This window comes from Winogradskyella sp., from assembly GCF_965228925.1.
GTDB lineage: Bacteria > Bacteroidota > Bacteroidia > Flavobacteriales > Flavobacteriaceae > Winogradskyella.
In genome coordinates, this window is the sequence record NZ_OZ245845.1 from 335,480 (window position 1) to 349,695 (window position 14,216).

Below are 14,216 nucleotides of genomic sequence, written 5' to 3' on the forward strand. Positions count from 1 at the left end.
GTAACTACCAATTATTATGGAAAAAACAAAATTTAAATATTTCGGGGTCTCATCTTGGTCCATAGATAACAGAAAAACGGTCTTTGTTATCATCGCCATAATCTTAATTGGAGGGTTATTGAGCTATTCGAGTTTACCACGGGAATCATTCCCCGAGATTATTGAGTCTAAAATATATGTGAGTTCTATATATCCAGGGAATGCTGCGGAAGACGTCGAAAAATTAATCACTAAACCTTTAGAGGAAGAGTTTGATGATATTACTGGTGTTACCAAAATCACATCGACTTCGGTACAAGATTATTCATCAATTCAGGTAGAATTTCAGGAGGACATTACCCCCGAAGAAGCAAAGGTTAAGATTAAAGATAAAATCGATAATGTAAAAGCACAGCAAGACTGGCCTACGCTTGATGGTGGCGTAAAAGTGGAACCTAATGCGTTTGACCTCAACATTTCTGAAGCAACACCAATAGCAAATATTAATATCACCGGAGATTTTACTTCTGAGCAATTAAAAGATTATGCAGAATTGCTACAAGATGAAATCGAAGAACTTGCTGAGATAAAAGAAGCACAGATCTTAGGTGCAGAAGAAAAGGAAGTTGAGGTAGCAGTTGATATCTTTAAGATGAATGCATCCAGTCTTAGTTTCAACGATATTATCGGTGCCATTCAATCGGAAAATGTCACAATTTCTGGTGGAAATGTCATTCAAAATGGTATGCAGCGTAATATTAGAGTGCTTGGGGAAATTGAAGATCCTCAACAACTTCAAAACGTCGTCGTTAAAAATGATGGTGGACGAATTCTATTAAGAGATATTGCCAAAGTTAACTTTAGGGAGAAAGACCGAACTACTTATGCCAGGGAATATTCAGATCCTGTTGTGATGTTAAGCATAATGAAGAAGAGTGGTGAGAATATGATTACGGCTATCGAAAAAATAAAAGTCATTTTAGAAGAAGCCAAAGTTAATTACCTCCCAAGTAATTTAAATATTTCAATTACCAACGATCAATCTACTAGAACCGAAGCACAAGTATCGGAGTTAGAAAACAGTATTATATTTGGTGTATTACTCGTTGTAGGTGTTTTAATGTTCTTCTTAGGCTTTAGAAATGCCATATTTGTTGGTATTGCCATACCGCTTTCTATAATGATGTCCTTTTTAATATTACCCATATTTGGTGGGTTTATAGGCATCAACATAACGCTCAATACTATGGTGCTTTTTGCTACGGTAATGGGGCTTGGTATGTTGGTAGATAATGGTATCGTGGTGGTTGAAAACGTCTTTCGATTGATGGATGAAGGTGTGCCTAGGCTTGAGGCTGCTAAACAGGGTGTTGGTGAAATAGCCTGGCCCATTATAGCTTCTACCGCAACGACACTGGCTGCGTTTTTACCTTTAGGGTTTTGGCCGGGCATTATGGGGAAATTTATGATTTATTTTCCTTTAACCTTGGCAACCGTTTTAGGCTCTTCCCTATTCGTGGCGTTGATCATAAATTCAATGCTGACTTCGGTATTTATGAAAACTGAAGAAGCGAAAATGGAAAGAAAAGCGCTTGTTAGAATAAGCTTAGGCCTATTAGTCTTTGGTGTATTGTTAACCCTTTCTGGGATATTAAAAACTAATGCCATCTTCTCAGCTATAGGTCCTATTTTACTAATCATTGGTATTTTCATGACCATAACAGGATGGCTGAATAGAGCAAAAACCAAACGATTAAAAAATGGGTTAGCGATTGTCGGCGCAGGTATTTTAATGTCCATTATTGGATTTACAGGAGGGCCAAAAGCCTTTTTAGGTTTTGGTAATCTATTTATTTTATTAGCTGGTATTTTATGGTTTCATAAATACCTTTTGTTACCACTTTCAGAAAAATTTCAGAATAGTTGGTTGCCTAAATTAGAAAACAGATACAAACGCTTTTTAGATTTTGCACTTAGAGGTAGTAATGCCTATAAGTTCTTCTTCGGAACATTTGGCTTGCTTCTTCTTTCGTTTGTTGTTTTTGGAGTATCTTCAATCAACACCTTATTCTTTCCAGAAAATGAAGCCAATCAGGCCATTGTTTATATTGAATATCCAGAAGGTACAGATATTGCAAAAACCAATGAAGTCACTCAAGATATTGAAGCTAAAGTCATTGAGACCTTAGATCAATACACCTACATGAAAGACGGAACACCTTATAATTATATGGCCGAATCTATCATTTCTCAAGTAGGAGAAGGTGCCGGTAATCCTCAAACTGATGGAGGTTCTCAAAACGAAATGCCACACAAAGGTAAAGTCACCGTTTTATTCAGGGAATATAAATATCGTTTAGATGTCAATGGCGAAAAGGTTAGTAGTAACGACGTTTTAACCGCCATGCGAAAAGCGGTCCAAGGCTATCCGGGAGTTTCTGTGATTGTCGACAAAAACCAAGATGGGCCTCCTGCGGGCTATGCTATAAATTTAGAGATTAAAGGCGAGGATTACAACGAATTATTGGCCGAGGCAGAGGGCATTCAGCAATTTGTTAATGAGGCTAATATTCCCGGGATAGAGGAGTTGAAAATCGATGTCAATCAAAATAAACCTGAGATGGAAGTTTTTGTTGACCGAAAAAAGGCAGGTGATCTCGGGGTGAGCACAGCCATGATCGGTCAAACCTTACGACAGGCCATATACGGTTTTGATGCATCAACATATAAAGAAGGTGAAGATGATTATGATATCTATGTGCGTTTTAACAATGAAAACCGATATAATGAAAGTGCACTGTTTAATCAGTCGGTAACATTCAGGGATAATAATGGTAATCTCAAAAAGATACCTATTTCCTCTGTTGTAAACAAGCGAAATATTGCCACATTCAGTTCTATAAAACGTAAAAATTTAAAGCGTGTTATTACAATATATTCTAATGTTTTACAAGGCTATAATGCCACTGAAATTGTTGGTAAAATAGCTAATCTAATGACTAATTACAGCTTACCTAGAGGTATATCTTACGAATTTACTGGTGAGCAAGAAGAGCAAGCTAAGAATATGGCTTTCTTGAGTAAAGCATTGGTGATAGCATTAGCGCTTATTCTTTTGGTTATTGTAGCACAATTCAACTCTATAAGTAAACCCATTATCATTTTTGGAGCCATCATTTTGAGTTTTATTGGTGTGTTATTTGGTATGGTCATTTTTGGCGATGACTTTGTAATCATCATGACAATGATGGGTATCATAGCCTTAGCTGGCATTGTGGTAAATAACGCCATTGTACTTATTGACTATACCCAATTGCTTGTGGACAGAAAAAAGCTCGAGCTTGGCCAAGAAGAAAATAGTCTTTTAACCAGAGAGCAATACCGAGAAGTCATTGTTGAAGGCGGTAGAGCGCGTTTAAGACCAGTTTTATTAACCGCAATTACGACCGTATTAGGTTTATTGCCTTTAGCGATTGGTTTTAACATTGACTTCTTCTCTTTATTTACAGAGTTTGATCCTAAAATCTATTTTGGTGGTGATAATACCATATTCTGGGAACCAATGTCATGGACGATTATCTACGGATTGATATTTGCCACCTTCTTAACTTTAGTGATTGTCCCAGTAATGTTTTACCTATTAAATAGAGCAAAAATTAGGTTTGCCCCCAATGAAAAAAGTACTGAATTCATGATAGATAAGCAGTAATTAAAAAAGCCTTGAGACATTTTCTTAAGGTTTGGTTAATAGCGAAAAAAGCTTCAACAATTGTTGAGGCTTTTTTACTTTTTTATCCTTTAAGTTGATTAAATTTGCACCTTTGTTCGCCATAGCTTCACGCAAAGGCGAAGTATTTAATTTTTGGATATGTATAGAAGTCATAATTGTGGTGAATTAAGAGCCGGAGATAATAATACAGAAGTTACCCTAGCAGGCTGGGTCCAAGGTGTAAGGGATAAAGGATTTATGATCTACGTCGATCTTAGGGATCGTTATGGTATAACTCAGCTCTATTTTGATGAAGACCAAAGCTCTAAAGGTTTAATGGAGCAAGCCCAAAAATTAGGAAGGGAGTTTGTGATTCAGGTTAAAGGCAAGGTTCAAGAGCGCGCTTCTAAAAACCCAAATATTGCAACTGGGGATATTGAAGTTCTAGTTTCAGAGTTGACGATTTTAAACAATTCTCTAGTTCCACCATTTACCATTGAAGACGACACCGATGGTGGCGATGATTTACGTATGAAGTATCGTTATTTGGATATTCGTCGTAATCCTGTGAAAGAGAGCTTAATTTTTAGACATAAAGTGACGCAAGCGGTCAGGAATTATATGTCTAATGAAGGGTTTATTGAGGTGGAAACCCCATATTTAATCAAATCAACACCCGAAGGTGCCCGTGATTTTGTGGTGCCGTCCCGCATGAATGAAGGTCAGTTTTATGCCTTACCACAATCGCCTCAAACCTTCAAACAGTTATTGATGGTAGGTGGAATGGACAAGTATTTCCAGATCGTGAAATGCTTTAGGGATGAGGACTTACGTGCCGACCGTCAGCCTGAGTTTACCCAGATTGACTGTGAAATGGCATTTGTAGAACAGGAAGATATCTTAAATACCTTTGAAGGCTTAACACGACATCTTCTAAAAGAAATCAACGGTGTTGCCATTGAAAAATTCCCGAGAATGCTTTATGATGATGCCATGCGTTTGTATGGTAACGATAAGCCCGATATTCGTTTTGGGATGGAATTTGGTGAACTTAACAACGTTGCTCAACACAAAGATTTTAAGGTCTTTAATTCTGCCGAATTGGTAGTAGGTATTGCCGTGCCGGGAGGAAATAGTTATACAAGAAAAGAGATCGATAAGCTTATTGACTGGGTAAAACGACCTCAAGTAGGTGCTTTGGGAATGGTTTATTGTCGTTGTAATGACGATGGTACCTACAAGTCATCTGTAGATAAATTCTATGACCAAGACGACTTAGCTAAATGGGCCGAAGTTACAGGCGCCAAAGCAGGTGATTTAATCTGTGTACTTTCTGGTGAGACCCATAAGGTGAGAACACAATTAAGTGCTTTGCGCATGGAATTAGCAGAACGCTTAGGCCTGCGTAAACCCGATGAATTTGCACCACTTTGGGTAATGGATTTCCCACTGTTGGAATGGGATGAAGACACCGAGCGTTATCACGCCATGCATCATCCGTTTACCTCCCCAAAGCCAGGGCAGTTAGCATTATTGGACACCAATCCTGGAGAGGTTAAAGCCAATGCTTATGATTTGGTATTAAACGGCAATGAAATTGGAGGAGGTTCTATTCGTATCCACGATAAAGCCACTCAGGCCATCATGTTAAAGCACTTAGGCTTCTCAGAAGAAGAGGCCAGAGCCCAGTTTGGCTTTTTAATGGATGCTTTTGAATATGGTGCGCCACCACACGGAGGTATTGCTTTTGGACTAGATAGATTGGTAGCCATATTAGGAGGCCAAGAAACGATTCGGGATTTTATCGCTTTCCCTAAAAATAATTCAGGTCGCGATGTAATGATCGATGCTCCTGCCCCTATTGATAAGGAACAGCTTGAAGAACTCAATTTAAAATTGAATTTATAGATGTTTTGTCATTCCTGCTTAAGCAGGAATCCAAATAAAAGTGAAAAAGATAATTAGATTAGATTCCTGCCTTGGCAGGAATGACAGTTATTTTTATTAGCTTTAAACTATGCCTTTTAAATCTAAATTATTTAAACGCTTATACATCTGGCGATATAAGCATATCTCCGAGAAAAACTTTGTCTTTTTATTAAGCTTACTCATTGGGTTATTGGCAGGATTAATTTCGGTGTTTATCAAAAACATCACCTTCGCCATTGAAGCCATTTTTGAAAAAGGTGTCATTCTTTCTGAAAATAGCATCTACTTTATTTTGCCAATTATTGGTCTTTTTCTGGTGTATCTATTTGTAAAATACATTTCGAAACAACCCAGTAAACATGCCATCCCATCCATATTGTTTGCCTTGTCAAAACGCGATGGCATTATAAACAAAAGAAATATATACTTACCGCTCATTACAGCACCCTTAACTGTAGGCTTTGGTGGTTCTGTTGGTCTTCTAGGACCTGCCGTTGCTTCGGCTTCAGCCTTAAGTTCTAATCTAAGTCGCTTATTGCACAATGATCGTAAAACCAGAAGTCTGCTCATTGCCTGCGCGGCCGCAGGAGCTATCGCCTCTATTTTTAAATCGCCTATAGCTGCCATAATTTTCGCTATTGAAGTCTTTAGTCTGGATTTGACCTTTGCCTCTTTGCTTCCCCTGTTAATGGCATCGGTATCTTCTGTAATAACCTCTTACTTCTTTTTGGGAGACAGCGTACTTTTTGATTTTAATGTCACCGATAAATTCGCCATTAAAGACACTTTATTCTATATCTTATTGGGTATTGGTACAGGAGTTGCTTCCATCTATTTTTCAAAAATATATTTTGGCATTACGGCCTTTTTCAACCGATTTAAATCGGCACGTCAAAAGCTCATAATAGGTGGCCTTGCTATTGGGGTCATGCTATTTTTTATTCCACCACTTTATGGGGAAGGCTTTGGTTTTATCAACGACCTAATGATTGGAAATGATATAGAAGCCCTTGGGAATACGCCTTTTGACAATTATTTGGATAATATTTGGATTGTCATCGGATTGCTTTTTGGCATTACCATTTTTAAAGCCATTGCCATGACAACGACCTTTGCTGCAGGTGGAACCGGTGGAATTATTATTCCTTCCTTAGTCATGGGAAGTGCACTAGGTAATGTCGTTGCCAAAGTAATTAACAATTGTGGATTGGGTTTTTCCGTTTCTGAAGCCAACTTCACTTTAATCGGAATGGCTGGGTTAATCGCCGGGGTGCTTCATGCGCCCTTGACTGCTATTTTCTTAATTGCAGAAATTACTGGTGGCTATGAACTTTTTGTCCCCCTCATGATCACCTCTTCAATGTCCTTCATGATCAATAAAAATGGTTTAGACCACACAATTTATACCAAAGAACTTATAGAAAAAGGGGCGCTTTTAACACAGAATAAAGACAAAAGTGTCTTAACCCTTATGAAACTCGACTCGGTGATAGAACAAGACTTTATAGCCCTTCATCCTGAAATGACTCTAGGAGACATGCTTAAAAATGGGGTTTCAAAATCCAACAGAAATTTATTTCCAGTCATTGACGAAGCACAGAACTTTATGGGTATTATTCTATTGGATAATATTAGGTCCGTCATGTTCGATCAAACGCTTTATGATTCTACCACTGTAGAAACCTTTATGCAAAAACCACCCGAAATCATTTATTATGAAATCGATTCTATGCAAAAGGTGATGAAAAAATTTCAAACCTCTCGGGCCTGGAATTTACCCGTGGTGAAAGACAACAAGTACTACGGTTTTGTATCAAAATCCAAACTCTTAACGGCCTATCGCCGCGAATTGATTAACTTTACATCATAGTAAATAATTACTGTCACTTTGAGTTTAGTCGAGAAGCCTTTTTTAATGAATTAAGGTTATGATCTCGACTGCGCTCGACCCGACAGAGTAATTGAAAAAATAATAAATGAAGCTTATTCATATAATTACTCTTATAGCTTTTATAGCCTCCTTAGCAAGTATTGTTTGTGGTTTCGTTTTGGAGGTCGCGTATTCACAAAAATTGATTGGCTTTGGTGTTTTGGGGCTTTTTTTAGTTGTTTTCCCATTATTCTCATATTACCGCTGGAAAGGAAAGGACGTTAAAGATTACATGCTTACCAAGGAAAACCTAGAGAAAATGCGCGAAAATCAACGAAAAAATAAGATTTAATTGAAGTGCTTAATTTTCAAAATATTAAAATAAAACGATTTGTTAACCTTGCGTGTTGGTTAATAGACTACCTTTGAACTTTAATTTTTATTTTTTTATAATGACTGGAACAGTTAAATTTTTCAATGATTCCAAAGGCTATGGATTCATTACCAACGAAGAAACCGGAAGAGACATCTTCGTACATGTATCAAACCTTAATGGTGTAGAATTACGCGAAGGTGACAATGTCGAGTACACCGAAGAAGAAGGCAGAAAAGGAAAAGTAGCTGCTAACGTGCAGGTACTATAAGAATATATCTTATGCATTTTCAACGCTCAACCTTTGGTTGGGCGTTTTTTATTTAGCGAAACTCTGTTTTGAAAAGTTGTACAGCAGTACATTCAAAATAGATAGTTGACCTTGGGCTCACCTACCTTCCGAAGTAGGAATCTCAAGGCTATTTACTTAAAACGTATGGGGCGGTCACTTTTTATAAGCTTAGCGATATAATAGGGTTGCATCATTGCTGTATTCGCTATGCCATCAGGAGATTTGTATATGACCTCTATTAAAACGTGGTCTGAATTATCCATAACATTTAGTGCTATGCTATGACCGCCGGTGGTTTTCACCTCATCAAAAACAGCAATCACTCGAAATTTTGAAAAATCAATTTCGGTTTCCGAAAAACCGTCAGACACCTTATTAACCGAATTCATTTTTTGCAATAGGCCTTCCCAATCCTCAGGATTAGAAATGACTAAGTTCGTCTTGTCAATACCCTCAGCACCGGAACCATATAAACTGCCTCTCCCTATAACCACCACTTTTTCATCAGTCATGTCCTTGGGTTGCTGTGTGGATTTACAATTTAGGGCGAAGAGTAGAATTAATAAGCCTAGAAATTTATTCATCATTTTAATAGGTTTCAATTGAGATTTCGTTTTTCGATAAAAAACCGTTTTAGTAATGCCGAGGCTTCCTCGGCCAGAACACCACTCACCACTTTTGTTTTGGGATGTAGTTTTGTACCCATAGCTCTAAAACCCCGTTTTTCATCAGCTGCGGCATAGACAATTTTAGCAATCTGACTCCAGTACAAAGCGCCCGCACACATCTGGCATGGCTCTAAAGTGACATAGAGCGTACATTTGGTTAAGTACTTTCCTCCTAAAAAATTAGCAGCTGCTGTTATCGCTTGCATCTCGGCATGTGCCGTGACATCATTTAATAGTTCTGTGAGATTATGGGTTCTTGCAATGATTCTATCCTCAACCACAATGACAGCACCTACAGGAATTTCCCCTTTCTCAAAAGCGACCTCTGCTTCCTGGAGGGCTTTTCGCATAAAATAGGTGTCATTGTAGGGTTGTATCATAGCTGTAAAAATACGATTCTATTTGAACTAATAATATAATTTCAATATGGTACATTTGTATGGTATTGAAAACGCTTCTAGAACATATCAATCTCCCTAAGGATCTGCGCCAACTTCAACCAAGTGATTTAGCACAGCTTGCCCAAGAATTACGTGACTTTATCATCAATATTGTTGCGACCAAAGAAGGGCATTTAGGGGCGAGTTTAGGCGTTGTGGAATTGACCATTGCCCTGCATTATGTGTTTAACACTGCTGAAGATCTGTTGGTATGGGACGTTGGACATCAAGCCTATGGTCATAAAATCTTAACTGGGAGGAAGGATATCTTCGATACTAATCGACAGCTAGGTGGTATTAGTGGTTTCCCGAAACGAAGTGAAAGTCTATACGACACCTTTGGTGTTGGCCATTCGTCAACCTCTATTTCTGCGGCTTTAGGAATGGCTATTGCCTCACAGTTAAAAGGTGAAGACAGACATCATATTGCTGTTATTGGCGATGCCTCTATTGCCAGCGGTATGGCCTTTGAAGGGCTTAATCATGCCGGGGTTACAGATGCTAATTTATTGGTCATTCTCAATGACAATGCCATTGGCATAGACCCAAGTGTCGGTGCATTAAAGCAATATTTAACCAACGTTAAAAAAGGGACTCAAAAACAGGATAATATCTTTGAAGCTTTAAACTTTGACTATTCTGGTCCGATTGATGGTCATGATTTGCCCCTTTTAATTTCAGAATTAGAACGTCTAAAAACCATAAAAGGCCCTAAATTCTTACATGTCATCACCACGAAAGGGAAAGGCCTAAAACAAGCTGAAAAGGATCAAGTAAAATACCATGCGCCGGGTAAATTCGATGCTAGCACTGGTGAACTTATTGCCAAATCTCAATTTAGCGCGCCTCCAAAATACCAAGATGTCTTTGGTGAAACCATTGTTGAGCTCGCTTCAAAAAATGAAAACATCATCGGTATTACTCCTGCCATGCCTACGGGGAGCTCTCTAAAATATATGATGGAAAAAATCCCGGAGCGTGCCTTCGATGTCGGCATTGCCGAACAGCATGCCGTAACGTTAGCTGCTGGTATGGCTACACAAGGTATGATTCCATTTTGCAATATCTACTCTACCTTTCTACAACGCGCTTACGATCAGGTGATTCACGATGTAGCTCTGCAAAAGCTTCCAGTGATTTTTTGTTTAGACCGTGCAGGATTGGTAGGTGAAGATGGTGCTACACATCACGGTGTTTTTGATTTAGCCTATCTGAATTGTATTCCCAATTTAGTCGTTTTTGCCCCGAGAGATGCCATAGCCCTCAGAAATATAATGTATACCGTTCAGTTAGGTATTGACTTTCCTATTGCCATTCGTTATCCTAGAGGAAGAGGTCACCTTTTAGATTGGAAAACACCTTTTGAGAGGATTACCATTGGGAAAGGTGTCCGCCTAAAGCAGGGAAAACAACTCGCTGTTCTCTCCATAGGCACTATGGCGAAAACTGTAGAAGAGGCTATCATTGATTTGGAAGTATCCCACTACGACATGCAATTTGTGAAACCTTTGGATGAAGATCTATTACAAGACATTTTCTCTAATCATGAAGCTATTGTAACGATTGAAGATGGGACTGTAGTAGGCGGTTTTGGCAGTTCTATTTTGGCCTATGCCAATACACACAACTTCAGGCAGCAAATTACAGTATTAGGCATACCTGATGCATTCGTTGAACATGGTTCAGTGGATCAATTGCATACGCTTTTGCAATTAAACACCTCATCTATAAAAAAGAAAATTGAAGATTTACTCTTCGTTCTCAACAACAGCTAAATCGGTTTGGTTTTCAATGGGATCGACTTGTACAGAAGTCTTTGTGGTCGATTGTTCTTTCGGGCTAGAGATGTCATCAAGCATCAAGAGGCATGTGAGTACCACCATGAAAATGACTAAGCCCCCGAGTATATTATTTCTCATAAGTAGGTATTTTGGGACTGATTATGAGATAAATAAAAACAATTTATCGGCAAAAAACAAAATTAATCGACGAAATGCTTTTATAAAATTTGGCCTTTTAGCTTTTGGTGCAACAATAAGGCATTGGTATCCGATAGTTTTGAGATGTACAAACAGACCGCTATAAGATTGCTATACAAAGACGTATTACCCAAAATTACAGTCTCTGGCAGAAGGCTTAAAACCAGTTTGTTATAGTGCGACAAGTTATCGGTGTAGTAATTGTAAGCTAAATTACCATGCACATGGAGCAATTGATTTAAAATCTCATATCCCGCAATTTCTTTGTCAATGACTTCTTTGGACCGGTAGACATTTTTTACGCTTAAATTAATAATATCCTTTATTTGCGCTTTGTATTGACTTACATCTAAAAGTGCGGTTTCAAAATTCCCTTTTAGAATAGCCTCTTCATTTTTCATAAAAATCAAAGCCGCTTCTTCTATTAAGGTACTTATGGCCAAAGCTCTTAAATAGCTTACCCTATCTTCAGTTGTTTTTAATGCATTATAGCTTTCGGTGATAATTCTCCCTTTCACCAATTTTATCAAATATTCTAAAGCATACTCTTCTTCAATGAGTCCGAGGTTAATTCCATCTTCAAAATCGATAATGGTGTAGCAAATATCATCTGCCGCTTCCACCAAATAGGCTAATGGGTGCCTGTTATAGCTGAGATATTCATGACTTCTCTGTATCAATCCTAGCTCTGAAGCCACATCCTTGAACATCTCCTTTTCACTCTGAAAAAAACCGTATTTCTTGTCTACAATATGTTTGGTAGGTTTTTTAGGCAATGATTCCTTAGGGTATTTCATAAATGCTCCAAGCGTGGCATAGCTTAAACGCAAGCCCCCTACTCGTCCCGGCCTGCTCTCCGTTAAGATTTTAAACCCATTTGCATTGCCTTCAAAATCGCATAGATCTTGATATTCCCCTGGACTCAAAAGGGATTTAAACGCAGCTCCCTTTCCATTCGTAAAATAAGAGCCTATAGCTTTTTCCCCGGAATGACCAAAAGGAGGATTCCCGATATCATGAGCCAAAGCTGCAGCAGCCACAATAGCACCAAAATCGTTAATCTTATAGCCGTGTACTCGCGATAAATGAGGATGTTTTTCTAGAAGCAACTGCCCCACCTTTCTCCCCAAAGATCTGCCCACAACACTTACTTCTAAACTATGGGTTAATCGGGTATGTACAAAATCTGTTTTTGACAAGGGAACGACTTGTGTTTTATCCTGTAAACTCCTAAACTCAGAAGAAAAAATAATTCGGTCATAATCCACTTCAAAACCAACCCGAGTTTCATCTTGCTCTTTTCTGAGCCGTTTATTAGTATCGCCAAAGCGCTTTAAGGATAGTAATTGTTCCCAATTCATAAACTAATTCTTTAGTCTTGCAAGATATGTAAATTGAGGTTGAAACGTGTAAAAAAAGAATTTCAAATTGCACAAGCTTTAATGTTAATAAATTGTATCCTTAATAATAACTTGCTTAATAATTTGCTAACGCTGAACTAACTTTTTCATTACAAATCTTTAATCATTGTCTAACCTATAACAGCGAATATCACAGTTTCTTTGCAGCACAATGATAACTAAAAATTGTTTACTAAAATTTAACTCAATGAAAAAATTACTTTTAATCGCGTTAACAGTTTCAACACTAGTATTTACTGGATGTTTTAAAGATGATGATACTCCAATAATCATTGAAGAAACCACAATAATTGTTAATGATCCCGGAGATGGTGGAGAACAATGTCCTGTTGTTGCCGTTACTGGAGAAATTGCTGATGGAACTGTTTGGACCAATGACAATATTTACCAATTAAATCAAAAAGTTGTTATTCCTTCTGGTGCAACTTTAACTATTAACCCAGGTACAATCATTAAAGGATCTTCAGGTACTGGATCTTTGGCCTCTGCTTTAATCGTTGCTAGAGGTGGAACGTTAAACGCTAATGGTACTGCTGATGCACCTATTATCTTCACTTCGACTTCAGATAATATTACTTGTGGTCAAACAGCTGGGACTAACCTCGACCAAGATGATAGAGGGCTTTGGGGTGGTTTAATCGTTTTAGGTAATGCTCCTTGTTCTTTCTCTGGAGATATTCCTGAGGCACAGATTGAAGGTATTCCTGCTGATGATACGTTTGGACTTTATGGTGGTTCAGTTGCTGACGATAATTCTGGAAGTTTAAGATATATCTCTATCCGTCATGGTGGTGCTTTAATCGGTGAGGGTAACGAGATCAACGGTCTTACTTTAGGTGGTGTTGGTAGCGGTACTGTTATCGATAATATAGAAGTCGTTGCTAACGTTGATGACGGTATTGAGTTCTTTGGCGGTACTTGTAACGCTTCAAACTTATTAGTTTGGGCTCAAGGTGATGACGCTATTGATATCGACCAAGCTTACTCTGGTACTATAGACAACGCTGTTGTTGTTTTAGGTGATATTTCTGACCACGCATTCGAAATTGACGGTCCAGAAGGATCAACTCCAGCAGGTAGCGAAGGTTCATTTATATTAAGAAATGCAACCATCATTGGTAACTCTGTGACTTCTAATGGCGAGTACGCCGACTACAGAAGTAGAGCTCGCGGTCTTACGGAAAATGTATATGCCATTGGATTCCCTGATGGTAAAGATGTTGAGTTGGATAGAAATAATGTCTCTCAAAACTTCCTTGATGGTTTATTAAACTTTGGTACTTGGGAAATCGTTGGTTTCGATAACTCCATCTTTGTTGAAAAAGTGGGTTGTATCGCAAATTGTGATGACGAGGATGAAAGTAACGATGTTGACGAAATGGAAATCATTTTGAATCCGACTTTTACAGAAAGAGCTGCTAACTGGGCGTCTCAAGTTACTGAAGGTGCACAGACTGTTGGTGCTACAACTTCAAACCTAAGCTGGACCTATTCTAACGTAGCTGGTGGTTTAGGATTCTAAAAAATCACTTTTCATTCATAGATCCATCGTCTAC

The 14,216-nt window shown here is 38.3% G+C and carries 10 protein-coding genes; 6 read left to right on the forward strand and 4 right to left on the reverse strand.

Annotation, left to right across the window (positions count from 1 at the left end):
- The first annotated feature begins 16 nt into the window (after positions 1–16).
- From ACO052_RS01320 to ACO052_RS01335, 4 genes are all read left to right on the forward strand, one after another.
- Entirely contained in the window at positions 17–3,688 is a 3,672-nt protein-coding gene (locus ACO052_RS01320) for an efflux RND transporter permease subunit (RefSeq protein ID WP_422106210.1), read from the forward strand.
- 159 nt (positions 3,689–3,847) lie between these two features.
- Positions 3,848–5,596: an aspartate--tRNA ligase gene (gene aspS / locus ACO052_RS01325; RefSeq protein ID WP_422106211.1), complete on the forward strand. Its 1,749-nt coding sequence runs from the start codon at positions 3,848–3,850 to the stop codon at positions 5,594–5,596.
- 109 nt (positions 5,597–5,705) lie between these two features.
- Complete coding sequence (locus ACO052_RS01330) at positions 5,706–7,487, forward strand: chloride channel protein (RefSeq protein WP_422106212.1); 1,782 nt, start codon at positions 5,706–5,708, stop codon at positions 7,485–7,487.
- 452 nt (positions 7,488–7,939) lie between these two features.
- Positions 7,940–8,131: a cold-shock protein gene (locus ACO052_RS01335; protein WP_422106213.1), complete on the forward strand. Its 192-nt coding sequence runs from the start codon at positions 7,940–7,942 to the stop codon at positions 8,129–8,131.
- A 152-nt stretch (positions 8,132–8,283) separates the two neighbouring features.
- On the opposite strand, the gene ACO052_RS01340 is transcribed toward ACO052_RS01335, so the two are convergent.
- Together ACO052_RS01340 and ACO052_RS01345 are read right to left on the reverse strand one after the other, a co-directional pair.
- Positions 8,284–8,739 carry a hypothetical protein gene (locus ACO052_RS01340; protein ID WP_422106214.1) on the reverse strand — a complete coding sequence of 152 codons (456 nt, stop codon included), beginning with the start codon at positions 8,737–8,739 and terminating at the stop codon, positions 8,284–8,286.
- A gap of 11 nt (positions 8,740–8,750) precedes the next feature.
- Positions 8,751–9,200 carry a nucleoside deaminase gene (locus ACO052_RS01345; protein WP_422106216.1) on the reverse strand — a complete coding sequence of 150 codons (450 nt, stop codon included), beginning with the start codon at positions 9,198–9,200 and terminating at the stop codon, positions 8,751–8,753.
- A 59-nt stretch (positions 9,201–9,259) separates the two neighbouring features.
- On the opposite strand from ACO052_RS01345, the gene ACO052_RS01350 reads away from it, so the two are divergent.
- Entirely contained in the window at positions 9,260–11,035 is a 1,776-nt protein-coding gene (locus ACO052_RS01350; protein WP_422106217.1) for a 1-deoxy-D-xylulose-5-phosphate synthase, read from the forward strand.
- Here ACO052_RS01350 and ACO052_RS01355 read toward each other — a convergent pair.
- Both ACO052_RS01355 and dgt read right to left on the reverse strand, forming a co-directional pair.
- The gene (locus tag ACO052_RS01355) at positions 11,009–11,179 is read right to left on the reverse strand and encodes a hypothetical protein (RefSeq protein WP_422106218.1); all 171 of its coding nucleotides are present in this window, start codon (positions 11,177–11,179) and stop codon (positions 11,009–11,011) included. The genes ACO052_RS01350 and ACO052_RS01355 overlap by 27 nt on opposite strands.
- An 80-nt stretch (positions 11,180–11,259) precedes the next feature.
- Positions 11,260–12,600 carry a dGTP triphosphohydrolase gene (dgt, locus tag ACO052_RS01360; protein WP_422106219.1) on the reverse strand — a complete coding sequence of 447 codons (1,341 nt, stop codon included), beginning with the start codon at positions 12,598–12,600 and terminating at the stop codon, positions 11,260–11,262.
- A gap of 247 nt (positions 12,601–12,847) precedes the next feature.
- Here dgt and ACO052_RS01365 point away from each other — a divergent pair, with 247 nt between their 5' ends.
- A complete protein-coding gene (locus ACO052_RS01365) occupies positions 12,848–14,182 on the forward strand; it encodes a hypothetical protein (protein WP_422106220.1) in 1,335 nt (444 codons plus the stop codon).
- The last annotated feature ends 34 nt before the right edge of the window (positions 14,183–14,216 follow it).

What these genes read in the sequence shown, in the direction of transcription:
- dgt (WP_422106219.1), bottom strand. Translation starts at nt 12,600, where the DNA reads ATGAATTGGGAACAATTACTATCCTTAAAGCGCTTTGGCGATACTAAT.
- ACO052_RS01355 (WP_422106218.1), bottom strand. Translation starts at nt 11,179, where the DNA reads ATGAGAAATAATATACTCGGGGGCTTAGTCATTTTCATGGTGGTACTC.
- aspS (WP_422106211.1), top strand. Translation starts at nt 3,848, where the DNA reads ATGTATAGAAGTCATAATTGTGGTGAATTAAGAGCCGGAGATAATAAT.
- ACO052_RS01345 (WP_422106216.1), bottom strand. Translation starts at nt 9,200, where the DNA reads ATGATACAACCCTACAATGACACCTATTTTATGCGAAAAGCCCTCCAG.
- ACO052_RS01350 (WP_422106217.1), top strand. Translation starts at nt 9,260, where the DNA reads ATGGTATTGAAAACGCTTCTAGAACATATCAATCTCCCTAAGGATCTG.
- ACO052_RS01330 (WP_422106212.1), top strand. Translation starts at nt 5,706, where the DNA reads ATGCCTTTTAAATCTAAATTATTTAAACGCTTATACATCTGGCGATAT.
- ACO052_RS01335 (WP_422106213.1), top strand. Translation starts at nt 7,940, where the DNA reads ATGACTGGAACAGTTAAATTTTTCAATGATTCCAAAGGCTATGGATTC.
- ACO052_RS01340 (WP_422106214.1), bottom strand. Translation starts at nt 8,739, where the DNA reads ATGATGAATAAATTTCTAGGCTTATTAATTCTACTCTTCGCCCTAAAT.
- ACO052_RS01365 (WP_422106220.1), top strand. Translation starts at nt 12,848, where the DNA reads ATGAAAAAATTACTTTTAATCGCGTTAACAGTTTCAACACTAGTATTT.
- ACO052_RS01320 (WP_422106210.1), top strand. Translation starts at nt 17, where the DNA reads ATGGAAAAAACAAAATTTAAATATTTCGGGGTCTCATCTTGGTCCATA.